This window comes from Kitasatospora setae KM-6054 (genome assembly GCF_000269985.1).
Lineage (GTDB): Bacteria > Actinomycetota > Actinomycetes > Streptomycetales > Streptomycetaceae > Kitasatospora > Kitasatospora setae.
Genome location: NC_016109.1, coordinates 7680001 through 7701376, shown reverse-complemented (window position 1 = coordinate 7701376; position 21376 = coordinate 7680001). Strand labels below are relative to the sequence as shown.

Here is a 21376-nt window from a genome sequence, read left to right as displayed (position 1 = left end):
GACGACGGCGGGGCCGCCGCAACCGCGGGCCGGCACCCGCGCACGCGACCCCGCACGCACCGTCCAGCCGGCTACCAGCGCGAGTGCACCTGTGCGCGCAGCCGCCGGTCGTACAGGTCGCGGACGGCCCGCAGGGTCGGCTCCGGGAGCGGCGGCAGCGCCATCGTCTCGGCGTTCGCCCGCGCCTGCTCGGGGGTGCGGGCGCCGGGGATGACGGAGGTGACGCCGGGCTGCTGGACGATCCAGCGCAGCGCGGTCTGCGCGGAGCTGGCGCCGGGCGGGGCGAGCCGGGCGAACTCGTCGGCGGCCTCGACGCCGGTCCCGAAGTCGATGCCGGAGAAGGTCTCGCCCTGGTCGAACGCGGCGCCGTCCCGGTTGTAGGTGCGGTGGTCGTCCGCGCCGAACAGGGTCTCCTTGGTGTACTTGCCGGACAGCAGGCCGGAGGCCAGCGGCACCCGCGCGATGATGCCGACGCCCGCCTTCTCGGCGGCGGGCAGCACCGCGTCGAGCGGCTTGAGCCGGAACGGATTGAGGATGATCTGCACGCTGGCGACGCCGGGCCGGGCGATCGCGGTCAGCGCCTCGTCGCAGGTCTCGACGCTGACGCCGTACGCGGCGGTGCGGCCCTCCTCGACCAGGGTGTCGAGCGCGTCGAACACCTCGTCACTGGAGTAGACGGCGGTCGGCGGGCAGTGCAGCTGCACCAGGTCGAGCCGCTCGACGCCCAGGTTGCGGCGCGAACGGTCGGTCCACTCGCGGAAGTTGGCGAGGGTGTAGTTCTCCGGCAGCTGCGGCAGCCGACGGCCGAGCTTGGTCGCGACCAGCGGGAGGTCGCCACCGGCGGCCGCGCGGTCCTTCAGGAAACGGCCGATCAACTGTTCGCTGCGGCCGTCGCCGTAGACGTCCGCGGTGTCGAAGAAGGTCACCCCGGCGTCCGCCGCGGCGTTCAGCACCGCGAGCGCGTCGTCCTCCAGCACCACGCCCCAGTCCGCGCCGAGCTGCCACGTTCCGAGACCGATCACCGAGACCGGGCGGCCGGTCCTGCCAAGTACACGCTGTTCCATGCGCCGAGCCTGCCACAGCCCGCCGCGTCACCCGAACGCCGACACTCCCGAACCCCGCACCCGCGCCCACCCGCGCCCACCCGCCCGGCACGCGCACGAACCGCCCGGCACGCGCACGAACCGCCCGGCACGCGGACGGGCCGCCCGGCCACCCGCGCGCAGGCGTACGCGGGTGAGCGGGGCGGCCCGTGCGATGCAGCGCGGCCGATCGGACGATCAGACGTTGACGCCGTAGTCGAGCGCGATGCCCCGCAGGCCGGAGGCGTAACCCTGGCCGATGGCACGGAACTTCCACTCGCTGCCGTAGCGGTACAGCTCGCCGAAGACCATCGCGGTCTCGGTCGACGCGTCCTCCGAGAGGTCGTAGCGGGCGACCTCGCTGCCGTCGGCCTCGTTGACGACCCGGATGAACGCGTTGCGGACCTGGCCGAAGCTCTGGTGGCGGTTCTCCGCGTCGTAGATCGACACCGGGAAGACCACCTTGGCGACCTGCGGCGGAATGGCCGTCAGGTCGACCTTGATCTGCTCGTCGTCGCCGTCGCCGCCACCGGTCAGGTTGTCGCCGCTGTGCTCGACCGAGCCCTCGGGGCTGCGCAGGTTGTTGTAGAAGACGAAGTGCTGGTCGCTGAGCACCCGGCCGCCCTCGCCGCACAGCATCGCGCTGGCGTCCAGGTCGAAGTCGGCGCCCGTGGTGGCCCGGACGTCCCAGCCCAGGCCGACGATGACGTTGGTGAGCCCCGGGGCCTCCTTCGTCAGCGAGACGTTTCCGCCCTTGGCGAGCGAGACTCCCATGTGTGCCCTCCTGTGTTCTCCCCGTACCGGGCCCGGCAGTTCGGCCGGTTCCGGCGCGGCGGCGGTCACCCGGCCCCCTCGGTCGGGCTCGACCCCCGAATGAATCTACAGCACTGTAGATCCGGACGGAATCCGCCTCCGCACCACGGGTTTCCTTCCCCCCGGAACGCCACGCCACCCACACCGCGCCACCATCCCGACCACCGCCCGACCGGCCCACCGCCCCCGCCGCGCCGACCCGTCGCCCCAGCCCCACCGGCCGGGCGGCCCGCCGCGCCGGACCGGCTTCCGCCGCGCTCGCAGCGCCCCGGGCATACCCTGGCCAGGGAGGTTCCACGATGAGCGACGACACGACGATCCCCGGTATCGACCCCAGCGTCCCGCCGAGCGGCGACGGCTGCGTGGAGTGCCTGGCGGGCGAGGGCCAGGGCTGGTGGTTCCACCTGCGCCGGTGCGCCGCCTGCGGGCACATCGGCTGCTGCGACTCCTCGCCGTCCCAGCACGCCACCGGGCACGCCCGCACGGCCGGACACCCGTTCCTCACCAGCTTCGAACCCGGCGAGGACTGGTTCTGGAACATCGAGACCGAACAGTTCTACGAAGGCCCGCCCCTGGCCGGCCCGACCGCCCACCCGGTCACCCAGCCCGCCCCCGGCCCGGTCGGCCACGTCCCGATCGACTGGCAGCAGCGCCTGCGCTGACCGCGTGTCAGCCCCCGCCGGTACGGTCGGACCCGTCCGGCGCGCGGGCGGGCCGTCCGGCCCGCCCGCGGACGGCCGGCGGCGCGACAGGGTGGCGGTGCCGGGTGGACGAGCGGCAGTGGGAGACGGTGCGGCGACTGGCCGACTGGCTGGCCGAAGGCAGCACCCAGAGCCCGGAGATGCAGCGGGTGCTGCAGTGCCTCAAGCTCGGCGAGGAGGCCGGCGAGGTCGCCGAGGCGGTGATCGGCGCGCTCGGCCAGAACCCGCGCAAGGGCTTCTCGCACACCTGGGACGACGTCGCGGACGAACTGTGCGACGTGGTGATCAGCGCTCTGGTCGCCCTGGTCCGGATCCACCCGGACCCGCCCGCCGCGTTCGACGCCCACCTGGCGAAGGTCGCCCGCCGCGCCTTCCCGGCCGGGCGCCCCGAGAGCCGGGACCAGCGCTAGCGCGTCAGTGCCGGCCGCCGACCGCGAACAGCAGGATCACGAACCCGGCGAACAGGTGCGTCCCGGCGATGTAGATCAGCGCCCGGGTCAGCATCTGCTTGCGGCGCGCGCCCTCCTCGCGCACCCCTTCGCCGACCGCCGCCGCCTCGCCTACCGCGACCGCCTCGCCTACCGCCCCCGTGCCGGTCGCCACGCTGGTCGCCGCCGCCTCGCCGGCCATCGCCGTTCTCCCGTCCTCGCCCTGTCCCGCGCCGCTCCGCTCCGCCCGCCGGAGCCCTTGCAGGGTAGCGGCCGCAGGGCCGTGGCGGAGATCACGCTGCGCCACCGGGCACCTACGGTGGCGTAGGTCACTTCACAAGGTGAAACATCTGCTGCATGTCCGACTACCAGGAGACCCTTGACCTCGGTTCGTACGCCGCCCTCGGTGACAGCTTCACCGAGGGCCTCAACGACCCCGGCCCCGGCGGCCGGCACGCCGGCTGGGCCGACCGCCTGGCCGGGATGCTGGCGGAGCGCCGGCCGGAGCACGACTTCCGGTACGCCAACCTGGCCGTCCGGGGGCGGCTGCTCGACCAGATCGTCAGCGAGCAGGTCCCGAAGGTCCGCGCGCTCCGGCCCGACCTGGTGACCCTGTGCGCGGGCGGCAACGACATCCTGCGGCCGGGCAGCGACCCGGACCTGATCGCCGAGCACTTCGAGGCGGCCGTCCTGGAGCTGCGCGAGAGCGCCGGGACGGTGCTGATCTGCACCGGATTCGACACCCGCAACGTGCCGGTGCTGCGCCACCTGCGCGGCAAGATCGCCACGTACAACGCGCACCTGCGGGCGGTCGCCGACCGCAACGGCCTCGCGGTCGGCGACCTGTGGTCGCTGCGGGCGGTGCACGACCGGCGGGCCTGGTCCGAGGACCGGCTGCACCTCTCGCCGGAGGGCCACCAGCGGGTGGCGCTGCTGGCGGCGCGCGCGCTCGGCCTGCCCGTGGAGGCCGATCCGGAGGCCGCCTGGCCGCCCGCGCCCGTCCTCACCGCGGCCGACCAGCGCCGGGAGAACCTGCAGTGGGCGCGCACCTTCCTGCTGCCCTGGGTGGGCCGCCGGCTGCGCGGGGAGTCGTCCGGCGACCACGTGGAGGCGAAGCGCCCGGAGCTGCTCCCGCTCTGACCCGCCGCACGCCCGCCCGCACGCACAGGCCGCCGCTGCGGACGGACGGCCGCGGACAGCGCTGCGGGCCGCCTCCACCCCCACGTGGACGCGGCCCGCAGACCCCATGCGAGACCCCTGCCTCGCCTTATTCGACGATCAGCTCCACCGGAATGTTCCCGGCGGTGGCCTTGGAGTACGGGCAGACCTGGTGGGCCTGCTTGACCAGCAGCTCACCGGCCTCGCCGGCCAGCTCCTGCGGCAGCTCGACCCGCAGCACGACGGAGAGGCCGAAGCCGCTGTCGTCCTTGCCGATGGTGACCTCGGCGGTCACCGAGACCTCCGAGACGTCGACCTTCTGCTGCCGGGAGACCACGCCGAGCGCGCCCGCGAAGCAGGCCGCGTACCCGGCGGCGAACAGCTGCTCGGGGTTGGTGCCGACGCCGTCGCCGCCGAGCGCGGGCGGCGGGGAGAGCTGGAGGTCGAGCTTGCCGTCCGAGCTGACGGCGCGGCCCTCGCGGCCGTTCGCGGTGGCGACCGCGGTGTAGAGCGGGTTCATCCCGGTTTCCCCTTGCCTCTTCTGCTTCTGCTTCGTCTTCTGGTTCGTCCCGCCGGTGCCCGGCGAATCCTGTGTGCCGGTCGGCGCGCGGGCCCGGTTCCCGTCGGGGGTGCGTCTCCGTACGGGTCCGGGCTCCGCGTGCCGCCCTGTCCTGCTCACCACTACAACACACAATTGAGTTGCGCACAACTAAGTTGGGCACAACTCAATGGCTCGCACGACACCCGCTTGCTACCCTTGCCCCATGACCAGGCACGGCGCGAACCCCCGCCCCCCGCACGGCGAGGACGCGGACCTGCTGCTGCTCGACCAGCAGATCTGCTTCTCGCTGAACGCCGCCTCCCGCGCGTTCGGCGGCGTCTACCGCACCGCGCTCAAGGACCTCGGGCTGACCTATCCGCAGTACCTGGTCATGCTCGTGCTCTGGGAGGACGGGGCACTGCCCGTCAAGCAACTCGGCGAGCGCCTGCGCCTGGACTCCGGCACCCTCTCCCCGCTGCTCAAGCGCCTGGAGGCGGCCGGGCTGGTGACCCGCGAGCGCAGCCCGGAGGACGAGCGCTCGGTGATCGTCGACGCCACGGCGGCCGGACGCGAGCTGCGCGAGGGCGCGCTGGCCGTCCCGCGCCGGATCCTGGCCGCCGCCGGCCTGCCGCTGGACGACCTGCGGGCGCTGCGCGGACTGCTCGACCGCGTCACGGCCAACCTGGACGCCGCCGCCGGAGCCTGACGCCCGAAAGCGCCGGAAGGCGGCGGAAGGCGGCGGCCGGGGTCACGACTCGTAGCGCTCGACCTCGTCGACGCTGCGCACGCTCGCGCCGTCCGGGTCCTCGCCCGCGCGGACCCGGGCGCGGCGCTGGCGGAGCAGGTCCCAGCACTGGTCGAGCTGCTCCTCGATGTCCTTGAGCTCACGGTGCTCGGTCGACTGGTCGATGCGGCCCTCGGCGAGGGCGGCGCGCAGGCCGCGCTCAGCCTCGACCATCTCGTTGATCCGCTCCAGGATGCGGCGGTCGGCGCCGGCGCCCTGCCCACCGCCCCGCCCCCCGTGCTGCCCGTCGTCCTGCCCGCTGCCCGGGGACTCGCTGATCGAGCTCATCGGAAGGTCTCCTCGCGGTCGGTCCTTCCCTCCACCCTAGGCAGCGGCGGGGGCGGCCGCGAGCCGGGCGGCGCGGGGGTGTTGCACCGAACGGGGGAGGGTGTTTGACAGGGCGTCAGGGGAGCGCCAGGATCACTTATTGAAAACGAATCCCAGTATCACTAACTCGGAAGGTTCGGTTCCCCCCATGTCGCTGGACGTCTCCCCCTCCCTGCTGGCCCTGGCCGAGCGCGACGAGGTCGCCGACGCCGACTTCCTCGCCACCGTCCGCACCTCGCTGCCCTACGCGTACCGCCTGGTCAACGACCTGACCGCCGAACTGGAGATCACCGACGCCGAGTTCGCCGACAACACGGTGGCCCCGAGCGAGGCCGAGCGGGCCCAGTTGCTGCGCGCGCTGGCCAGCGACTCGATCCGCGGCGCGCTGGAGCGGCACTTCTCGGTGAAGCTGGCCTTCCAGAACTGCCACCGCCTCGCCGCCTTCCACCCGCACGCCGAACACACCGCCGCCTACCGGGAGTTCACCTCGCCGCGGGCGCAGCTGCTGAACCAGTCGCCGGAACTGCGCGACTGCTGAACCCCTGCGTCCACCCCGCCCGGCGGCTCGCGGTCAGCGGCCGGGCAGGGTGGCGAGGAAGGCGGCCAGCCGGCGGGCGAACTCCTCCGGCCGCGTCAGGTTGACCAGGTGGTCGGCCCCGGGCACCACCTCGGCCCGGGCCCGGGGCAGGCCGGCCGCCAGGCGGCGGAAGCAGCCGTGGCCGTAGGGGGCGTCGTGCTCGCCGACCAGCACCAGCGCGGGGGTGTCGATCCGGTCGAGGTGGGCGATGCCGGGGCGCTCGGGCTCCAGCGGCTCGTACGGCAGGCCGAGCAGGAAGCCCGGCGAGGCCCGGTAGTGGTCGGCGAGCGCCGCGGCCTCGGCGTTCAGCCTCACCAGGTCGACGGCGTGCAGCGTGCCGCCGGGCACCCGGGCGCGGAACTCCTCCCGCTGCCCCTCCTGCTGCGGCTCCGCTGCGGCATGCGGCACCCCGGACGGGCGTCCTCTGAGTGGAATGTCCTGCTGCACGAGCCGGGCCCGGACCGCCACGCGGTGTTCCGGACCCGGCTCGTACGGCGCCGGTCAGCTGCCGAGCAGCCGCCGCCCGCCTCCCGTCACACCTCGGCGCGCTCGGCCGCCGGAGCCGTGGCCGCAGTCGCGGCCGCGGCCACGACCGGGGTCGCGGCCCGGCGGGCCGGGACGAGCAGGGCGGCGAACGCGGCGGCCAGGCAGAACGCCGCGAGCAGCGCGAACCCCTGGGTGTAGCCGGTCTCGGCGGGGCGTCCGTCGGCCAGCAGGTGGCTGGTGACCAGGCTGCTCATCAGCGCGGCGCCCATCGAGCCGCCGATGGTGCGGATGTTGGCGTTCATGCCGGTGGCGGCGCCGGTCTGGGCGGCGGGGACGGCGTGCACGATGAGGTTGCTCATCGAGGCGAAGGCGAGTCCGATGCCGAGGCCGAACACGGCCGCGGCGACGGCCACGTCGGCGGGGCTGCCGTGCCGGGTGGCGAGCAGCGCGCAGGCGACGGCGCCGAGCAGGGCGCCGGTGGTGAGCTGGGCCTTGGCCGGGAAGCGGCCGGCCAGTCGGCCGCCGAGCACGCCGGCCACGAACATCGCGGCGACCATCGGCAGCATCAGCAGCCCGGCGCCGGTGACGTCGGCGCCGAAGCCGTAGCCGGTGCTGGACGGCGCCTGCACGAAGCCCGGCAGGAAGGCCCACACGGCGTACATGCCGGCGCCGAACAGCAGGGCGGCGGTGTTGGTGGTCCACACGGCGGGCAGCCGCATCACCCGCAGGTCGATCAGCGGGTTGCGGGAGCGGGACTCCTGGAACAGCCAGACCGCGAACAGCACGACGGCGACGGCGAGCAGGCCGAGCACCTTGGCCGAGCCCCAGCCCCAGTGGGCGGCCTGGCTGACCGGCAGGAGCAGGGCGACCAGCCAGCCGGAGAGCAGCACGGAGGAGAGCCAGTCCACGCCGCCCTCGCCGCGGGTGGGCGACTCGGGGACGTAGCGGTGGGCGAGCAGGATGATGCCGGAGAGCACGATGACGGGCAGCCAGAACAGCCAGCTGTAGTCGAGCGCGCCGACGATCGGCCCGGCCAGGACCATGCCCAGGCCGCTGCCGACGGCGATCACGGCGGACATGTTGCTGATGCCGCTGGAGACCCGTCCGGGCGGGAACTCGTCGCGGATGATGCCGAAGGAGAGCGGGAACAGCGCGCCGGCGATGCCCTGGATCACCCGGGCGACGATCAGCACGGTGATGTTCGGCGCCAGCGCGGCCACCAGGCAGCCGACCAGCAGCGCGACCAGCGCGCCGACCAGGGTGCGCTTCTTGCCGACCAGGTCGCCGATCCGGCCGAGGATCGGGGTGAAGACCGAGGCGGAGAGCAGGTAGGCGGTCATCACCCAGGTGACGGCGGACTGCGAGGTGTGCAGTTCCCGCTGGACGATCGGCAGGGCGGGCGTGATCAGCGACTGGAGCAGCGCGTACACGCCGGCACCGGCGGCGAGCACACCGAAGGTCAGGCGGGGGGAATGGCGGTTCATCGGACCCTCTCGGGGGTTCGGACGGGGCACGCGGGCAGCACGGGGCGCACCGCGGCGGCGTGGCGGCAGGACGGCGGAGCGGAGGAACGGTGGGACGGCAGGACGGTGGGACGGTGGGACGGATGTCGCGGAGGGTCGCCGCACGGGCGCCGGGCGTCGTCGCCGGGCGGGCGTGCGGGTCTGCGGCGTACGGGCGTGTGGGCGTACGGGCATGGTGGAGCGGCGGATTCCGCGGGGTGCGGACAGGCCGAAGTTCACGCCCCGGTGCTAAAGTCGAGGCATGCCTCCAGATTAGCGGAGGCACACCTCCGGTTCAATCCGGTTTCCCGGATCCACCCCCGCAAGCCCCCCGCAGGCTCCCGCGAGCCCCCGCAGGCTCCCGCCGACCCCGCCCAGCCCAAGCCCAGCCCCGCCCGGACGTGTCGAGAACGAGGTCCCCGTGTCGGATCAGATCGTGGTGAGCGAGTTCCTCGCCGCCCAGCGCCCGCGCCGCGCGGACGCCGCCCGCAACTTCGACGCGCTGCTGCTCGCCGCCCGCGAGGCTTTCGCCGCACACGGCGCCGAGGCCTCGCTGGAGGACATCGCCCGCCGGGCCGGCGTCGGCATCGGCACCCTCTACCGCAACTTCCCCACCCGCCGGCACCTGTTCGAGGCGGTGTACGCCGCCGAGGTCGACGACCTGTGCCGGGTCGCCGCCGAGGTCGCCCACCTGCCGCCGTGGGAGGCGCTGGCCGCCTGGCTGCGCCGCTTCGTGGAGTACGCGATGACCAAGCGGGCGATCCGCGAGGCCATGGCGGGCGAGGAGTCCGGCATCTTCCTGGCCTGCCTGCAGTCCATGTACGCGGGCGGCACCCCGCTGTTCGTCCGGGCCCAGCAGGCCGGCGAGGTCCGCGCCGACATGGGCATCGACGACCTGCTGCGGATGGTCTCCGGCATCACCTCGGTGAACTACCCGGACGAGGGCCAGCGCGACCGGGTGCTGGCCATCGCGCTGGACGGGGTGCGCGGCCCGCGCCGCTGAACCGGCGTCAGCGCCGCCCCAGCGGGTGGGCCGGGTCGCGGCCGACCAGGCCCAGCAGCCGGGTCGCGGCATCCGCGTCGGCCGGCACCGGCACCGGGGCGGCGAACACCCCGGAGGCAGCCAACGCATCGGTGTGCGGGGTGAGTTCGGCGAGCGCGAACTCGGCGGCGACCGGGTCGACGGTGGCGTCCGCGCCGATCCCCTGGGCCAGGTCCCAGGCGTGCACGACCGCGTCCACGGTCATCTCGCGGGCGTACCCGGCAGCCTCCCGGTCCCCGTACGAGAGGTGCACGGTGCGTTCCAGCGCGCCCGGTTCGGCGAGCGCGGCCAGCGCGCCGGTCGCGGCGGCGGCCCAGGCGGCGAGCGGGTCGGCGCCCAGCACGTCGCCGTCGAAGCGGTCGCCGACCTCGGCGACGGTGGCGCCGGCCAGCAGCGCGGGCACCCAGAGCTGTTCGGCCGCCAGGTGGTTGACCAGTTGCCGGACCGTCCAGTCGGTGCACGGGGTGGGCGCCTGCCAGGCGTCGTCGGGGACGGCGCGGACCAGGTCGCCGAAGTGCGCCAGGGCCCGGGCGTGCAGCGCGAGCAGGGCCGGTCCGTCGAGGTGATCTGCCATGGGGTACACGCTTGCCCGCCCGGGGCCGGGCGGGCAAGGCGACACCCCGGCGCGGGGCCGGTTACTCGACCGGGGCCTTCTCGCGCAGCAGCTTGACGAAGGCGCGCATCCAGGACGGGTGGTCCGGCCAGGCGCGGGCGGAGACCACCGTGCCGTCGACCACCGCGTCGCCGTCCACGAAGTCCGCGCCGCCCGCGGCCACGTCCGGCTCCAGCGCCGGGTAGGCGGCGGTGCGGCGGCCGGCCAGCGAGCCGGTCCGCAGGGTGATCAGCGGGCCGTGGCAGATCTGCGCGAGCGGCTTGTCCTCCTCGACGAACGCGGCGACGATCCGCTGCACCTCGGGGTCGTTGCGCAGGTACTCGGGCGCCCGGCCGCCGGGCAGCACCAGCGCCACGTACGCGGCGGGGTCGACGTCGGCGAACGCCAGGTCGGCGGGCCAGGTGTAGCCGGCCTTCTCGGTGTACGTGTCGTAGCCCGGGACGAAGTCGTGCACCACGAACTGCAGGGTCTTCTTGGTCGGCGCGGCGATGTCGACCTGGTAGCCCTCCTCCAGCAGCCGCTGGTACGGGTAGAACACCTCCAGCGACTCCGCCGCGTCACCGGTGATGATCAGGATCTTCGCTGCCATCCGGGGATTCCGTCCCTCTCGTCGTGCCAGAACACCGCCCGCGCCCCCGCGGGGCCGGGCGCAGCCCACCCTGCCCGCTGACACGGAGTCAATCAAGGGGCGCGCGGGGCACGGCGCGCCGCCGGGGCGTGCGCCCCCTGTGCGGGGCGACGGGTCCGCCCGGCCGGGGGTACTCCGGGGGCGACCCGCCCGGGGCGCGCCTACCGTGCTGGCAAGGTCCGCCCGTTCGCCGGGATCCAGCACCTGGGAGGCCGTCCCATGCAGCACTCGCACCTCGTGGACTCCGCCACCGTCGCCAACCTGCGCGACCTCGGCGGCATCGACCTGCCCGGCGGGGGCCGGGTCCGGCCCGGAATCGCCCTGCGCTCCGGCCAGTTGGACCGGCTCGACCCGGCCGCCGACCCGATGTTCGACGCGCTGGGCGTGCGCACCGTGGTCGACCTGCGCACCGCCGCCGAGCGGGCCGCCTTCCCCGACCGCGTCCCCGGCGGGGCGCACCTGCTGGTCGCGGACGTGCTCGCGGACGAGGCGGGCAGCGGCGCGACGGCCGCGCTGGCCGCGGCGCTGGCCGACCCGTCCGGCGCGGACCGGGCGCTCGGCGGGGGCCGGGCGGCGCAGGCGCTGCGCGCGGACTACCGGGCGTTCGTGACCTCGGCCTCCGCCCGGCGGGCCTACCGGCTGCTGCTCACCGCGCTCGCCCACCAGGGCGGCGGGCCGGTGCTGTTCCACTGCACGGCCGGCAAGGACCGCACCGGCTGGGGCGCCAGCCTGGTCCTGCTGCTGCTCGGCGCGGACGAGGAGACCGTCCGCACCGAGTACCTGTCGGTCGACCCGGCGGTCCGCGCGCGGTACGCCCCACTGGTGGAACGTTTCGTCGCGGCGGGCGGCGACCCGGAGGTCGCGGACGCGGTGCTCTCCGTCCGCGCCGAGTACCTGGCCGCCGCGCTGGAGGCGCTCGCCGAGCAGTGGGGCGACGCCGAGAGCTACGCCCGGGCCGGGCTCGGACTCAAGGACGACACCCTGGACAGCCTGCGCGAACGGCTGACCGCCTGAGCCTCCCTCCCCCGCTCCCCCGCGCTCAGCCCGCCGCGCCCGCCGCGCCGACGCACGCCTCGTTGCCCTCCGGGTCGGCCAGCACCCAGTGGTTCGGGGCGTGCTCGTCGGTGACCAGGCGGCCGCCGGCCGCGATCGCGGCGGCGATCCGGGCCTCGGCGAGGTCGTGCGGGACCCAGACGTCCACGTGCACCCGGTTGCGCTGCGGGCGGGGCTCGTCCATCTGCTGGAAGTAGAACGGGGCGCCGCGCCGGGCCGGATCGATCAGGTCCTCCGGGCTGCCCGCGCGGTCCCGGTAGCCGAGCAGCGCCCGCCAGAACGCGACCACGGCGGGCACGTCCAGCGCGTCGACGGTGACCTGGACGGTCTGCAGGCCGGCCGGATCGGCGACCGCGCCGAGCTCACGGGCGGCGGCCGAGACCAGCCGGGCCAGCTCGACGTGACGCTCGGTCAGGCCGTAGTACTCCCCGCCGGCCTCGATCAGCCGGACGGTCACGCCCTCCGGCCGCAGGTCGACGTCCGCGGTGCCGACGCCCTCCAGCGCCTCCCCGATCGCCCCGACCAGCCGGGCCCCGGCCCCGAACGACCCCGTCCGGAAGAACGCGCACGCCCCCTCCCCCAGCACCCGCCAGTCCTCGGTCCCACCCGCCGCGTGGAACGCCAACGGCCTGATCCTCACCACTTCGTGCACGTCAGTCATCCGCGCAGCGTAACGCCCCGCACTGACACCCCCTCACCGCGCCCCGCCACCCGAGCCCGCCACAGGCGCCCCCTCAGCCCGCCCCCGTCCACGCCAGCAGATGGTCCACCGACCACGCCGTCACCACCCGCTCCGCGTCCAACCCCAGAACCACCGCCCGCCCGCAGCCGTCGAGCTGCCCCCTCCCCTCCCCCCCTTCCCAAGCCCGCCGCAGGCGCCCCCTCAGCGCGCCCCCGTCCACGCCAGCAGATGGTCCACCGACCACGCCGTCACCACCCGCTCCGCGTCCAACCCCAGGGCCGCCGCCCGCCCGCAGCCGTCGAGCTGCCAGTCGAGTTGGCCGGGGGCGTGGGCGTCGGTGTCGATCGCGAAGAGGCAGCCGAGGTCGGCGGCGCGGGCCAGCAGGTCGTCGGGTGGGTCGCGGCGGTCGGGGTGGCAGTTGATCTCGACGGCGGTGTCGTGTTCGCGGCAGGCGGTGAAGACCGCGTCGGCGTCGAACTCGGCGGGCGGGCGGGGGTGTTCGCCGAGTCGGCGGCCGGTGCAGTGGCCGAGGACGTCGACCAGTGGGTTGCGGGCGGCGGCGAGCAGTCGGCGGGTGGTGGCGGCGGGGTCGTCGCCGGGGTCGGTGTGGACGGCGGCGACGACCACGTCGAGTCGGCGGAGCAGGTCCTCGTCCTGGTCGAGCGTGCCGTCCGGGAGGATCTCGCACTCGGTGCCGGTGAGCAGGCGGAACGGGGCGAGCCGGGGGTTGAGCTGCTCGATCAGGTCGAGTTGTTCGCGCAGCCGGTCGGGGGCGAGGCCGCGGTCGGTGAGGGCGGCCCAGTGGTGGCCGAGGGCGCGGGCGGTGCGGGCCATCCGCTCGGGCGAGGCGGTACCGACGGACCAGTCGGAGTGCAGGTGGCAGTCGCCCTGGAGTTTCTCGCGCAGGCGGATCGCGGCGGCGGTCGGGGCGGGTCCGGCGGCGGCGCGGGCCTCGGTCTCCAGCAGGTACTGGGGGCTGCGGCCGACCGAGGCGTCGGCGATCACCCGGGCGGTGACGGCGTCGACGCCGGGGAGGCGTGCGGCCTGGGCGGCGTCGATCGGTTCGGGCGGCAGCGCGGCGGCGGTCTCGGCGGCGGTGCGGAGCGCCTCGATCCGCTGCGGGTCGGCGAGTTCGCGTTCCAGCAGGAAGGCGATGCGTTCCAGGGCGGTGACCGGGTCCATGCGGCCAGTCTGCGGGGGGCCGGGCGGGGCCGCACCCGGGCGGGGGCGGGCGCTGATCTGCCCGAACCCCTTGTTGACACTCTGTCTCATTGGTTTACTCGTCCCGGAGCCCCTCGCCGCCCCCACCCTCCGGAGCCCGCCCGTGTCCGACACCGCCGCACCGTCGCAGCACCCCCTCCCGCCGCTCCCCGCCCGGCAGCGCAACGCCGACCGCGAGCTGAACGCCGCCCGCCTGCTGCGCGCCTCCGCGAAGCACTCGCACGACCCGCTCACCGAGATCGACTGGTCCGCCCCCGTCGACCCGGACCACTACGCGCTGCCCGCGCACCGCGTCGCGCTGTACGGCACCCCGCTGTGGGAGCGGCTGGACGAGCGCGGGCGGGCCCGGCTGAGCACGCACCAGTTCGCGTCCACCACGGCGGCCGGGATCTGGTTCGAACTGGTGCTGATGGAGGGCCTGATCCGGCACGTCTACGCGGGCGACCTGACCACCGGGCACGCCCAGTACGCGCTGACCGAGGTCGCGGACGAGTGCCGGCACTCCACCATGTTCGCCCGCTACATCACCGCGACCGGCTACCCCTCGGCCCGGCCGACCCGGCGCGCGGACCGGCTCGGCAAGCTGCACTTCCTGCTCAACGACACCACGATGACCTTCGCCGGGGCGATCTTCGTCGAGGAGTTCACCGACGCGATGCAGCGCGAGATGGTCCGCGACGAGTCGTTGCAGCCGCTGGCCCGCTCGGTGGCCCGGATCCACGTGGTCGAGGAGGCCCGGCACATCGGCTACGCCAAGCCCGAGCTGGAGCGCCGCTGGGCGGCGATGAGCCCGGCCCGGCGGGCGGTGTTCCGGCGGGCGCTGGCGCTGCTGGCCCGGCAGGCGGTGGACGAGGTCGTGCACCCCCGGGTGTACGCGCTGTCCGGGTTCGACCCGGCCGAGGCCCGGCGCGCCGCCGAGGCCAACCCGCACTGGCGGCGGGCCCGGATCGACTGGGCGCGCAAGGCGCTGGAGTTCTTCGCCGAGCTGGGGATCCTCACCCCGGCCACCGCCCGCGCCTGGCGCCGCGCCTCACTGCTGCCCTGACCGTTCCGTGCAGCCCTGGCCGTTCCGTCCGCGCGCCGGTCTGCCGTCCCCGGCCCCGCTGCCCGAGACTCGGAGCGTGAGCGACAACGGGAGCGGCGGCAGGAACGGCGGCGGGAACGGCGGCGGGATCCGCCTCGGCACGGGTCGCGGCCGGTGGGTGGTGGCGGCGACGGCGCTGGGCTCCGGCATGGCGATGCTGGACGGCACGGTGGTGAACGTCGCGCTGCCGCGGATCGGCGAGGAGCTGGGCGCGGACCTGTCCGCGCTGCAGTGGACGGTCAACGCGTACATGCTGACGCTGGCCGCGCTGATCCTGCTCGGCGGCTCGCTCGGCGACCGGTACGGGCGGCGGCGGGTGTTCCTGCTGGGGGTGTGCTGGTTCGCCCTCGCCTCGGCCGGCTGCGCGGCCGCGCCGAACGTCGAACTGCTGGTGCTGGCAAGGGCGTTGCAGGGGGTGGGCGGGGCGCTGCTGACGCCCGGCTCGCTGGCGATGCTGCAGGCGGTGTTCGCCGAGGAGGACCGGGCGGGCGCGGTCGGGGCCTGGTCGGGGCTGGGCGGCGTCGCGGCGGCGGTCGGGCCGTTCCTGGGCGGCTGGCTGGTGGACGGGCCGGGCTGGCGGTGGATCTTCCTGCTGAACGTGCCGCTGGCCGCGGTGGTGGTCGCGGTCACCGCCCGGCACGTCCCGGAGAGCCGCGACCCGGACGCGTCCGGCCGCTTCGACGTCCCGGGCGCGCTGCTCGCGGCGCTCGCGCTGGCCGGGATCACCTACGCGCTGACCGAGGCGGGCTCCGGCCTGACCCCGGGCGCGGTCGCGGCCGGGCTGGCGGGCCTGGCGCTGGCCGGGGCGTTCGTCCTGGTCGAGCGCCGCTCGGCGAACCCGATGCTGCCGCTGTCGCTGTTCCGCTCCCGGCTGTTCGCCTCGGTCAACCTGGTCACGCTCTGCGTGTACGGGGCGTTCAGCGCGGTGTTCCTGCTGCTGACCGTGCAGTTGCAGATCGTCGCCGGGTTCACCCCGCTGCTGTCGGGCGTGGCGCTGGTGCCGATCACCGTGCTGATGCTGCTGTTCTCCGGCCGGGCCGGGAAGCTCGGCCGGGCGGTCGGGCCCCGGCTGCCGCTGACGGCGGGGCCGCTGGTGGTGGCCGCCGGGGTGCTGCTGATGCTGCGGATCGGGCCCGGCGCGAACTACTGGCTGGACGTGCTGCCCGCCGTCACCGTGCAGGGCGCCGGGATGACCCTGCTGGTCGCCCCGCTGACCGCGACCGTGCTGGCCGCCGTGGACGTCCGCCGGGCCGGCATCGCCTCCGGCGTCAACAACGCGGCCGCCCGGGCGGCCGGCCTGTTCGCGGTCGCCGCGATCCCGCCGCTGGCCGGGCTGACCGGCGACGCCTACCGCGTCCCGGCCGAGGTCGACTCCGCCTTCACCACCGCGATGCTGATCTGCGCCGCGCTGCTCGCCACCGGCGCCGTGCTGGCCTTCGCCACCGTCCGCTCCGACGCCCTGGCCCCGCCGCACCCGGTCGCCGAACCGGACTGCGACTGGTACTGCGCGCCGACCACGCCCCCGATCCACCCGGGCGGGGCGGGTCCCGAGCCGGGGCGGGACGGTTCCTGAGCCGGGGCGGTCGTGCAGGGCGGTCAGGTGCCGGGGGCGTCGAGGCCGGCGACGGCGAGCCGGAAGGCGCGGTCCGCCCGCGCGGCCGGGTCGGCGTAGTCCTCGGTGGCCAGGGCGATCCCGACGACCAGCACGAGCAGGTCGTCGATGGTGACGTCCGCCCGGACCGTCCCGTCGTCGACGGCCTTGCGCAGCAGCGGGGCGGCGGCGGCGCCGATGGCCGGGGCACAGGAGTCCTGGGCGGCCCCGTCCTGGAGGGGTTCGTAGGAGAGGACGTCCGCCAGGCCGCGGGCGGCGAGCGCGTAGGCGAGCAGTTCGCGCAGCCACCCGACCAGCGCGGAGCGGCTGTCCGGTTCGTCGCCGAGCGCGCGGGCGCGCTCGCACAGGTCGTGGACGCGCTGCTGGAAGACGGCTTCGAGCAGGGCCTTGCGGGTGGGGAAGTGGCGCCGCACGGTGGCCGATCCGACGCCCGCGGTGCGGGCGATCCGCTCCAGGGACGCCGCGGCTCCCCGGGCGGCCACCTCGGCCTCGGCCACGGCGAGGATGTGGGCGCGGTTGCGGCGGGCGTCCGAGCGCTGGCCGGTCATGGTCTCTCCAGCATTGTCCGGTGGCGGGCCACGTCGTATCGTAGCGAGCACGAAACGGCGGACCCCGCCGTTTTCGCCGCCCGCGACCGCCAGGAGACGCCCGCATGAGCACTGCCGCCGCACCGGTCCTCGTCACCGGCGCCACCGGCCGCCAGGGCGGCGCCACCGCCCGCGCCCTGCTCGCCGGAGGGACGCCGGTGCGCGCCCTGGTCCGCGACCCGGACGCGCCGCGCGCGCGGGCCGTCGAACGGCTCGGCGCCGTCCTGTCCGTGGGCGACCTCACCGAACCCGCGACCCTCGAAGCGGCCCTGGACGGCGTGCGGGCCGTCTTCTCCGTGCAGATGCCCGCGCACACCGGGCGGGGGTTCGACTTCGACGGCGAGGTCCGGCAGGCGGAGCACCTGATGACGGCCGCGCGGGCCGCCGGGGTGGAGCAGTTCGTCCAGTCCTCCACCAGCGGCGTGGACCGGCACGTCGAGGCGCCCGGCTGGGCCGAAGGGCGGTGGGCGGCGCTGGAGGCCCCGCTCGGCGCGAAGGCGGCGATCCAGGCGCGGCTGCGCGAACTCGACTTCCCCTCCTGGACGTTGATCAAGCCGTCGTTCTTCATGGAGAACTTCGAGCCGTCCATGGGGTTCTACTTCCCGCGCGGCGTCGCGGGCGGCCTGGTCACGCTCGTCAAACCGGGCACCCACCTGGCCCTGGTCACCACCGAGGACGTCGGCCGGGCCGCGGCGGCCGCCTTCGCCGACCCCGCCGGGTTCCACCGGGTGGAACTGGAGCTGGCGGGCGACCACCTGACCATGACCGAGATCGCCGAGGTCCTCTCCCGCGCCCTCGGCGTCCCGCTGACGGCTCCGGACATGACCGAGGAGCAGGCCCGCGCCGCCGGCATGGGGGACATGGGCGCCACCCACGCCTTCATGGAGGCGTTCGACCAGCCGGCCCGGCCGCGGTTCGCCCGCGCGCTGGGCATCGACCCGACCGGCTTCGAGGAGTGGGCGCGCACCCGCCTGCGGACCGCCGCCTGAGCCGCCCCGGGGGCACCGCTCCGGGGCGCCGCTCCGGACAGACCGCGGCGGCCCGCCCCGGAGCAGTGCTCCGGGGCGGGCCGCCGTCAGCGCTGACGGATCGTCAGAGGATGTCGCCGGGCGTGTACTTGGCGGCCTCCGGGTGGGCGGCGGCCACCTCCTCGATGCGGCGGACCAGCTCGCCGACCTGGGCGGCCGCGGCCCCGGTGAAGGAGAGGCGGTCGGCCAGCAGGGCGTCGAGCGCGGCGTGGTCGAGCGGGATGCGCGCGTCGGCGGCCAGCGCCGGGACGAGGGTGTTCTCGCGGGCGCCCTCGCGCATGGCGAGCGCGGCGGCGACCGCGTGCTCCTTGATGACCTCGTGGGCGGCCTCGCGGCCGACGCCGGCCCGGACCGCGCCCATCAGGACCTTGGTGGTGGCCAGGAAGGGCAGGTAGCGGTCGAGCTCGGCCTCGATGACGGCGGGGAAGGCGCCGAACTCGTCGAGGACGGTCAGGAAGGTCTCCAGCAGGCCGTCGAAGGCGAAGAACGCGTCCGGCAGCGCGACCCGGCGGACCACGGAGCAGGAGACGTCGCCCTCGTTCCACTGGTCGCCGCCGAGCTCGGCGGTCATCGAGGCGTAGCCGCGCAGGATGACGGCGAGGCCGTTGACGCGCTCGCAGGAGCGGGTGTTCATCTTGTGCGGCATCGCCGAGGAGCCGACCTGGCCGGCCTTGAAGCCCTCGGTGACCAGCTCGTGGCCGGCCATCAGGCGGATGGTCTTGGCCAGGCTGGACGGGCCGGCGGCGAGCTGGACGAGGGCGGAGACCACGTCGTAGTCGAGCGAGCGCGGGTAGACCTGGCCGACCGAGGTGAAGACGTTCTCGAAGCCGAGGTGGCCGGCCACCCGGCGCTCCAGCTCGGCGAGCTTCTCCGTGCCTTGGCTGCCCCCTCCCAGCAGGTCGAGCATGTCCTGGGAGGTGCCGACCGGGCCCTTGACGCCGCGCAGCGGGTAGCGGGCGATCAGCTCCTCCAGCCGGACGTAGGCGACCAGGACCTCGTCGGCGGCGGTGGCGAAGCGCTTGCCGAGGGTGGTGGCCTGGGCGGCGACGTTGTGCGAGCGGCCGGCCATGACCAGCTCGCCGTACTGGGCGGCGAGGCGGCCGAGGCGGACCAGCACGGCCACCGTGCGGTCGCGGACGTGCTCCAGCGACTGGCGGATCTGCAGCTGCTCGACGTTCTCGGTGAGGTCGCGCGAGGTCATGCCCTTGTGGATCTGCTCGTGCCCGGCGAGCTCGGAGAACTCCTCGATCCGGGCCTTCACGTCGTGCCGGGTGACCTTCTCGCGGTTGGCGATGGACGCCAGGTCGACCTGGTCGACGACCCGCTCGTAGTCGGCGATCGCGGTGGCCGGCACCTCGATGCCGAGGTCCTGCTGCGCCTTGAGGACGGCCAGCCACAGGTGGCGCTCCAGGACCACCTTGTGCTCGGGGGACCACAGCTGGGCCAGGGTCGCCGAGGCGTACCGGGAGGCCAGGACATTGGGGATCTTGGGCTTCGCGCTCACGTTTCGCAAGCCTAACAGTCCAGGTCGGGCGAGGACGAAGCGCGTCCGGAAACCGGGATGAGCGCGGCGGACCCCGCGGGTTAGGGTCCGGGCATGACCAAGCGCACTTTCCGGATCATGGTCCGCGGCTCCTTCGACGCCCTGACCGACGAGCAGCGGGCCGAGCTGCGGGCCGCGGCCGCCGAGCACGACGTGCTGCGCGCGGAGTTCACCGAGGAGGGGCACCTGACGTACGACCTGGCGGCGCGCCCGTTCTTCACCTTCCGCTTCCTGGAGCACGGCGAGGCGGAGGAGGACGTGGTGGCGGCGTCGGTGCGGGCCGAGACCGCGGCGGAGCTGTGGCTGACCGACCGCGGCTACGGCTACAAGAACCTGAAGTCCCAGGCGCAGGACATGACGCTGGCGGCGCTGGGCGCGCGGCAGAAGCAGGAGGCCCGGAGGAAGAGCTGAGGGCCGCGGCGGGCCGCCCGCTCAGAACAGCGTGTCCTGTTCGGCGGCGGGCCTGGTCCTGGGGAGCAGGGCCAGGCCGTCGCAGCCGGCGGTGTCGGGGGCGGGGTGCAGGGTCCAGCCGGTGAGCAGGCGGGTGTCGAGCAGCAGCGGGGGGCCGTCGGGGCGGTCGACGAAGAGGTGGCCGCCGATCGGGCGGCGCAGCCGGCCGGCCAGGTGGGCGCCGTCGGTGAGGGCCTTGACCTGCTGGTAGTGGTCGGGGGCGCCGTCGGTGAGGCCGTAGAGCTCGACCTGGTCGACGACGGGGTGGTCGGTCAGCGGGGTGAGCCCGTCGTGGCCGCGCTCGGCGAGCAGCCGGTGGGCGCGGGCGCGGGCGGCGGTGAGGTCGGCCGCTCGCTGGCCGGGGGCGGGCAGGCTCCACCAGGCCGGGTACTTGGCGGCGGCCGGGATCCTTTCGCGGGCCAGCCTGGCGTGGGCGAGGGCGAGTTCGGCCCGGCGGACGGCGGGCAGCGGGCCGTGCGCGATGAACGTCCAGGCGAGGGCGGCCTGTTCGAGCAGGCGGACGGTGCCGCGCTCCTCGGCGGTGAGGCCGACCTTGAGCAGGCCGGGGGCGAACCAGGCGAGGTAGAGCCGGTAGGCGCGGCCGTCGTCGACGATCCGGTCGCGGGCGAGTTGCAGGCCGCGGTCGGCGTTCTGGCAGCCGGGGCACTGGCTGACGGTGCCCTCGGCCGGGACGGTGGCGCGGTGCGGGCAGGGGCGGTGGCCGCGCTCGGTGTGCGCGCCGGTGCAGCGGCGCGGGCCGGTGATCCGCCAGGCGACGGGGGTGCCGTCGGCGAGCGGCCGGTCGTGCCGCTCGCGGCCGTCGGTGGCGGTGAGCCGGGGCGCGCCGTCCTGCCAGCGCAGCCCGGTGGCGGTCCAGCCGCCGCTGCCCTGCTCCTGCTCCTGGTGCATCCGGTGAGCGTACGGCACGCGACTGACGGTCACGGGCGGAGCAGCAGCGGCAGCACCTGGTCGCAGAGGCCGGCCAGGGCGGTGCGCTGCTCCGGGTCGAGGCTGTCGAAGGCGGTGCGGGCCCGGGTCATGTCCTCGCGGATCCGGTCCAGGACGTCGCGGCCCTGGTCGGTGATGGCGGCGATCTTGACCCGGCGGTCGGTGGCGGCGGGCTCGCGGCGGGCGTAGCCGAGTGCTTCGAGGCGGTCGACGATGCCGGTGACGTTGGAGGCGTCGCAGCCGAGCCGGCCGGCCAGGGCGCGCATCGGGACGGGTTCGAGGACCTCCTTGAGGGCCTTGGCCTGCGAGGAGTTGAGGCCGTGGCGGGCCGCGGCGGCGGCGAAGTCCTGGAAGTAGGCGGTGCCGACGGCGGCGACGCGTTCCATCAGTTCGTGGGTGGAGGGTGCGGTGCCGGCGGCGGCGCCGGTGCCTGTGCTGCTGCCCATGGCGGTCAGGGTACGCCCATTCGTTTCGGTGGCTCCAGGG

General features: G+C 75.1%; 26 protein-coding genes. 11 read left to right on the top strand and 15 right to left on the bottom strand.

The genetic code is table 11. The features are described 5' to 3' along the window. Window positions 1–71: 71 nt before the first annotated feature. Entirely contained in the window at window positions 72–1064 is a 993-nt protein-coding gene (locus KSE_RS33775) for an aldo/keto reductase (RefSeq protein WP_014139883.1), read from the bottom strand. 216 nt (window positions 1065–1280) lie between these two features. Beyond that, window positions 1281–1856 (bottom strand): TerD family protein, encoded by a 576-nt coding sequence (locus tag KSE_RS33770; protein WP_014139882.1) that lies wholly within the window; start codon window positions 1854–1856, stop codon window positions 1281–1283. A gap of 338 nt (window positions 1857–2194) precedes the next feature. On the opposite strand from KSE_RS33770, the gene KSE_RS33765 reads away from it, so the two are divergent. Further along, window positions 2195–2557 carry a UBP-type zinc finger domain-containing protein gene (locus tag KSE_RS33765; protein ID WP_014139881.1) on the top strand — a complete coding sequence of 121 codons (363 nt, stop codon included), beginning with the start codon at window positions 2195–2197 and terminating at the stop codon, window positions 2555–2557. Between the two features lie 104 nt (window positions 2558–2661). Continuing rightward, window positions 2662–3006, top strand: a complete 345-nt coding sequence (locus KSE_RS33760; RefSeq protein WP_014139880.1) for a MazG-like family protein — start codon at window positions 2662–2664, stop codon at window positions 3004–3006. Window positions 3007–3010: 4 nt separating this feature from the next. Here the strand turns inward: KSE_RS33760 and KSE_RS43140 are convergent, their stop codons facing one another. Beyond that, window positions 3011–3226, bottom strand: a complete 216-nt coding sequence (locus KSE_RS43140; protein WP_033259219.1) for a DUF6126 family protein — start codon at window positions 3224–3226, stop codon at window positions 3011–3013. A 155-nt stretch (window positions 3227–3381) separates the two neighbouring features. Between KSE_RS43140 and KSE_RS33750 the strand changes: the two genes are divergently transcribed. Further along, window positions 3382–4164 carry an SGNH/GDSL hydrolase family protein gene (locus KSE_RS33750; protein WP_014139878.1) on the top strand — a complete coding sequence of 261 codons (783 nt, stop codon included), beginning with the start codon at window positions 3382–3384 and terminating at the stop codon, window positions 4162–4164. A 127-nt stretch (window positions 4165–4291) separates the two neighbouring features. Here the strand turns inward: KSE_RS33750 and KSE_RS33745 are convergent, their stop codons facing one another. Next, complete coding sequence (locus KSE_RS33745; RefSeq protein WP_014139877.1) at window positions 4292–4702, bottom strand: organic hydroperoxide resistance protein; 411 nt, start codon at window positions 4700–4702, stop codon at window positions 4292–4294. 244 nt (window positions 4703–4946) lie between these two features. On the opposite strand from KSE_RS33745, the gene KSE_RS33740 reads away from it, so the two are divergent. Continuing rightward, entirely contained in the window at window positions 4947–5429 is a 483-nt protein-coding gene (locus tag KSE_RS33740) for a MarR family winged helix-turn-helix transcriptional regulator (RefSeq protein WP_014139876.1), read from the top strand. A gap of 42 nt (window positions 5430–5471) precedes the next feature. Here the strand turns inward: KSE_RS33740 and KSE_RS46045 are convergent, their stop codons facing one another. Beyond that, a complete protein-coding gene (locus KSE_RS46045) occupies window positions 5472–5795 on the bottom strand; it encodes a DUF2630 family protein (RefSeq protein ID WP_014139875.1) in 324 nt (107 codons plus the stop codon). 187 nt (window positions 5796–5982) lie between these two features. Here KSE_RS46045 and KSE_RS33730 point away from each other — a divergent pair, with 187 nt between their 5' ends. Further along, window positions 5983–6372 (top strand): SCO5389 family protein, encoded by a 390-nt coding sequence (locus KSE_RS33730; RefSeq protein WP_014139874.1) that lies wholly within the window; start codon window positions 5983–5985, stop codon window positions 6370–6372. A 33-nt stretch (window positions 6373–6405) separates the two neighbouring features. Here KSE_RS33730 and KSE_RS43720 read toward each other — a convergent pair whose 3' ends face one another. Both KSE_RS43720 and KSE_RS33720 read right to left on the bottom strand, forming a co-directional pair. After that, on the bottom strand, window positions 6406–6819 hold the full coding sequence (locus KSE_RS43720) for an alpha/beta fold hydrolase (RefSeq protein ID WP_014139873.1): 414 nt from the start codon (window positions 6817–6819) through the stop codon (window positions 6406–6408). 125 nt (window positions 6820–6944) lie between these two features. After that, on the bottom strand, window positions 6945–8381 hold the full coding sequence (locus KSE_RS33720; protein WP_014139872.1) for an MFS transporter: 1437 nt from the start codon (window positions 8379–8381) through the stop codon (window positions 6945–6947). 439 nt (window positions 8382–8820) lie between these two features. On the opposite strand from KSE_RS33720, the gene KSE_RS33715 reads away from it, so the two are divergent. Beyond that, window positions 8821–9402: a TetR/AcrR family transcriptional regulator gene (locus KSE_RS33715; protein ID WP_033259220.1), complete on the top strand. Its 582-nt coding sequence runs from the start codon at window positions 8821–8823 to the stop codon at window positions 9400–9402. A 7-nt stretch (window positions 9403–9409) separates the two neighbouring features. On the opposite strand, the gene KSE_RS33710 is transcribed toward KSE_RS33715, so the two are convergent. Both KSE_RS33710 and KSE_RS33705 read right to left on the bottom strand, forming a co-directional pair. Next, window positions 9410–10015: a TIGR03086 family metal-binding protein gene (locus KSE_RS33710; protein ID WP_014139870.1), complete on the bottom strand. Its 606-nt coding sequence runs from the start codon at window positions 10013–10015 to the stop codon at window positions 9410–9412. Between the two features lie 61 nt (window positions 10016–10076). Beyond that, window positions 10077–10643 carry a DJ-1/PfpI family protein gene (locus KSE_RS33705; protein ID WP_014139869.1) on the bottom strand — a complete coding sequence of 189 codons (567 nt, stop codon included), beginning with the start codon at window positions 10641–10643 and terminating at the stop codon, window positions 10077–10079. 258 nt (window positions 10644–10901) lie between these two features. Here KSE_RS33705 and KSE_RS33700 point away from each other — a divergent pair, with 258 nt between their 5' ends. After that, window positions 10902–11696: a tyrosine-protein phosphatase gene (locus KSE_RS33700; RefSeq protein ID WP_014139868.1), complete on the top strand. Its 795-nt coding sequence runs from the start codon at window positions 10902–10904 to the stop codon at window positions 11694–11696. 25 nt (window positions 11697–11721) lie between these two features. Here KSE_RS33700 and KSE_RS33695 read toward each other — a convergent pair whose 3' ends face one another. Together KSE_RS33695 and KSE_RS33690 are read right to left on the bottom strand one after the other, a co-directional pair. Beyond that, a complete protein-coding gene (locus tag KSE_RS33695) occupies window positions 11722–12396 on the bottom strand; it encodes a VOC family protein (RefSeq protein WP_033259221.1) in 675 nt (224 codons plus the stop codon). Window positions 12397–12618: 222 nt separating this feature from the next. Beyond that, window positions 12619–13599, bottom strand: a complete 981-nt coding sequence (locus KSE_RS33690) for a PHP domain-containing protein (RefSeq protein WP_014139866.1) — start codon at window positions 13597–13599, stop codon at window positions 12619–12621. A gap of 142 nt (window positions 13600–13741) precedes the next feature. On the opposite strand from KSE_RS33690, the gene KSE_RS33685 reads away from it, so the two are divergent. Together KSE_RS33685 and KSE_RS33680 are read left to right on the top strand one after the other, a co-directional pair. Next, window positions 13742–14683 carry an AurF N-oxygenase family protein gene (locus KSE_RS33685; protein ID WP_014139865.1) on the top strand — a complete coding sequence of 314 codons (942 nt, stop codon included), beginning with the start codon at window positions 13742–13744 and terminating at the stop codon, window positions 14681–14683. Window positions 14684–14759: 76 nt separating this feature from the next. Continuing rightward, window positions 14760–16295, top strand: coding sequence for an MFS transporter (locus KSE_RS33680; RefSeq protein WP_014139864.1), 1536 nt, complete (start codon window positions 14760–14762; stop codon window positions 16293–16295). Between the two features lie 23 nt (window positions 16296–16318). Here KSE_RS33680 and KSE_RS33675 read toward each other — a convergent pair whose 3' ends face one another. Beyond that, complete coding sequence (locus KSE_RS33675) at window positions 16319–16882, bottom strand: TetR/AcrR family transcriptional regulator (protein ID WP_014139863.1); 564 nt, start codon at window positions 16880–16882, stop codon at window positions 16319–16321. A gap of 104 nt (window positions 16883–16986) precedes the next feature. Between KSE_RS33675 and KSE_RS33670 the strand changes: the two genes are divergently transcribed. Beyond that, window positions 16987–17910, top strand: a complete 924-nt coding sequence (locus KSE_RS33670) for an NmrA family NAD(P)-binding protein (RefSeq protein ID WP_014139862.1) — start codon at window positions 16987–16989, stop codon at window positions 17908–17910. Window positions 17911–18013: 103 nt separating this feature from the next. Here the strand turns inward: KSE_RS33670 and purB are convergent, their stop codons facing one another. Continuing rightward, complete coding sequence (gene purB, locus KSE_RS33665) at window positions 18014–19453, bottom strand: adenylosuccinate lyase (RefSeq protein ID WP_014139861.1); 1440 nt, start codon at window positions 19451–19453, stop codon at window positions 18014–18016. A gap of 93 nt (window positions 19454–19546) precedes the next feature. Here purB and KSE_RS33660 point away from each other — a divergent pair, with 93 nt between their 5' ends. Further along, window positions 19547–19903 carry a DUF6204 family protein gene (locus KSE_RS33660; RefSeq protein WP_014139860.1) on the top strand — a complete coding sequence of 119 codons (357 nt, stop codon included), beginning with the start codon at window positions 19547–19549 and terminating at the stop codon, window positions 19901–19903. Between the two features lie 21 nt (window positions 19904–19924). On the opposite strand, the gene KSE_RS33655 is transcribed toward KSE_RS33660, so the two are convergent. Both KSE_RS33655 and KSE_RS33650 read right to left on the bottom strand, forming a co-directional pair. Then, on the bottom strand, window positions 19925–20851 hold the full coding sequence (locus tag KSE_RS33655) for a DUF2797 domain-containing protein (protein ID WP_014139859.1): 927 nt from the start codon (window positions 20849–20851) through the stop codon (window positions 19925–19927). A gap of 29 nt (window positions 20852–20880) precedes the next feature. Beyond that, window positions 20881–21336 (bottom strand): MarR family winged helix-turn-helix transcriptional regulator, encoded by a 456-nt coding sequence (locus KSE_RS33650; protein WP_014139858.1) that lies wholly within the window; start codon window positions 21334–21336, stop codon window positions 20881–20883. Window positions 21337–21376: the final 40 nt, after the last annotated feature.

What these genes read in the sequence shown, in the direction of transcription:
- KSE_RS33720 (WP_014139872.1), bottom strand. Translation starts at nt 8,381, where the DNA reads ATGAACCGCCATTCCCCCCGCCTGACCTTCGGTGTGCTCGCCGCCGGT.
- KSE_RS33670 (WP_014139862.1), top strand. Translation starts at nt 16,987, where the DNA reads ATGAGCACTGCCGCCGCACCGGTCCTCGTCACCGGCGCCACCGGCCGC.
- KSE_RS33655 (WP_014139859.1), bottom strand. Translation starts at nt 20,851, where the DNA reads ATGCACCAGGAGCAGGAGCAGGGCAGCGGCGGCTGGACCGCCACCGGG.
- KSE_RS33700 (WP_014139868.1), top strand. Translation starts at nt 10,902, where the DNA reads ATGCAGCACTCGCACCTCGTGGACTCCGCCACCGTCGCCAACCTGCGC.
- KSE_RS46045 (WP_014139875.1), bottom strand. Translation starts at nt 5,795, where the DNA reads ATGAGCTCGATCAGCGAGTCCCCGGGCAGCGGGCAGGACGACGGGCAG.
- KSE_RS33740 (WP_014139876.1), top strand. Translation starts at nt 4,947, where the DNA reads ATGACCAGGCACGGCGCGAACCCCCGCCCCCCGCACGGCGAGGACGCG.
- KSE_RS33770 (WP_014139882.1), bottom strand. Translation starts at nt 1,856, where the DNA reads ATGGGAGTCTCGCTCGCCAAGGGCGGAAACGTCTCGCTGACGAAGGAG.
- KSE_RS43140 (WP_033259219.1), bottom strand. Translation starts at nt 3,226, where the DNA reads ATGGCCGGCGAGGCGGCGGCGACCAGCGTGGCGACCGGCACGGGGGCG.
- KSE_RS33660 (WP_014139860.1), top strand. Translation starts at nt 19,547, where the DNA reads ATGACCAAGCGCACTTTCCGGATCATGGTCCGCGGCTCCTTCGACGCC.
- KSE_RS33765 (WP_014139881.1), top strand. Translation starts at nt 2,195, where the DNA reads ATGAGCGACGACACGACGATCCCCGGTATCGACCCCAGCGTCCCGCCG.
- KSE_RS33775 (WP_014139883.1), bottom strand. Translation starts at nt 1,064, where the DNA reads ATGGAACAGCGTGTACTTGGCAGGACCGGCCGCCCGGTCTCGGTGATC.
- KSE_RS33690 (WP_014139866.1), bottom strand. Translation starts at nt 13,599, where the DNA reads ATGGACCCGGTCACCGCCCTGGAACGCATCGCCTTCCTGCTGGAACGC.
- KSE_RS33710 (WP_014139870.1), bottom strand. Translation starts at nt 10,015, where the DNA reads ATGGCAGATCACCTCGACGGACCGGCCCTGCTCGCGCTGCACGCCCGG.
- KSE_RS33750 (WP_014139878.1), top strand. Translation starts at nt 3,382, where the DNA reads ATGTCCGACTACCAGGAGACCCTTGACCTCGGTTCGTACGCCGCCCTC.
- KSE_RS33675 (WP_014139863.1), bottom strand. Translation starts at nt 16,882, where the DNA reads ATGACCGGCCAGCGCTCGGACGCCCGCCGCAACCGCGCCCACATCCTC.
- KSE_RS33730 (WP_014139874.1), top strand. Translation starts at nt 5,983, where the DNA reads ATGTCGCTGGACGTCTCCCCCTCCCTGCTGGCCCTGGCCGAGCGCGAC.
- KSE_RS33695 (WP_033259221.1), bottom strand. Translation starts at nt 12,396, where the DNA reads ATGACTGACGTGCACGAAGTGGTGAGGATCAGGCCGTTGGCGTTCCAC.
- KSE_RS33705 (WP_014139869.1), bottom strand. Translation starts at nt 10,643, where the DNA reads ATGGCAGCGAAGATCCTGATCATCACCGGTGACGCGGCGGAGTCGCTG.
- KSE_RS33650 (WP_014139858.1), bottom strand. Translation starts at nt 21,336, where the DNA reads ATGGGCAGCAGCACAGGCACCGGCGCCGCCGCCGGCACCGCACCCTCC.
- KSE_RS33745 (WP_014139877.1), bottom strand. Translation starts at nt 4,702, where the DNA reads ATGAACCCGCTCTACACCGCGGTCGCCACCGCGAACGGCCGCGAGGGC.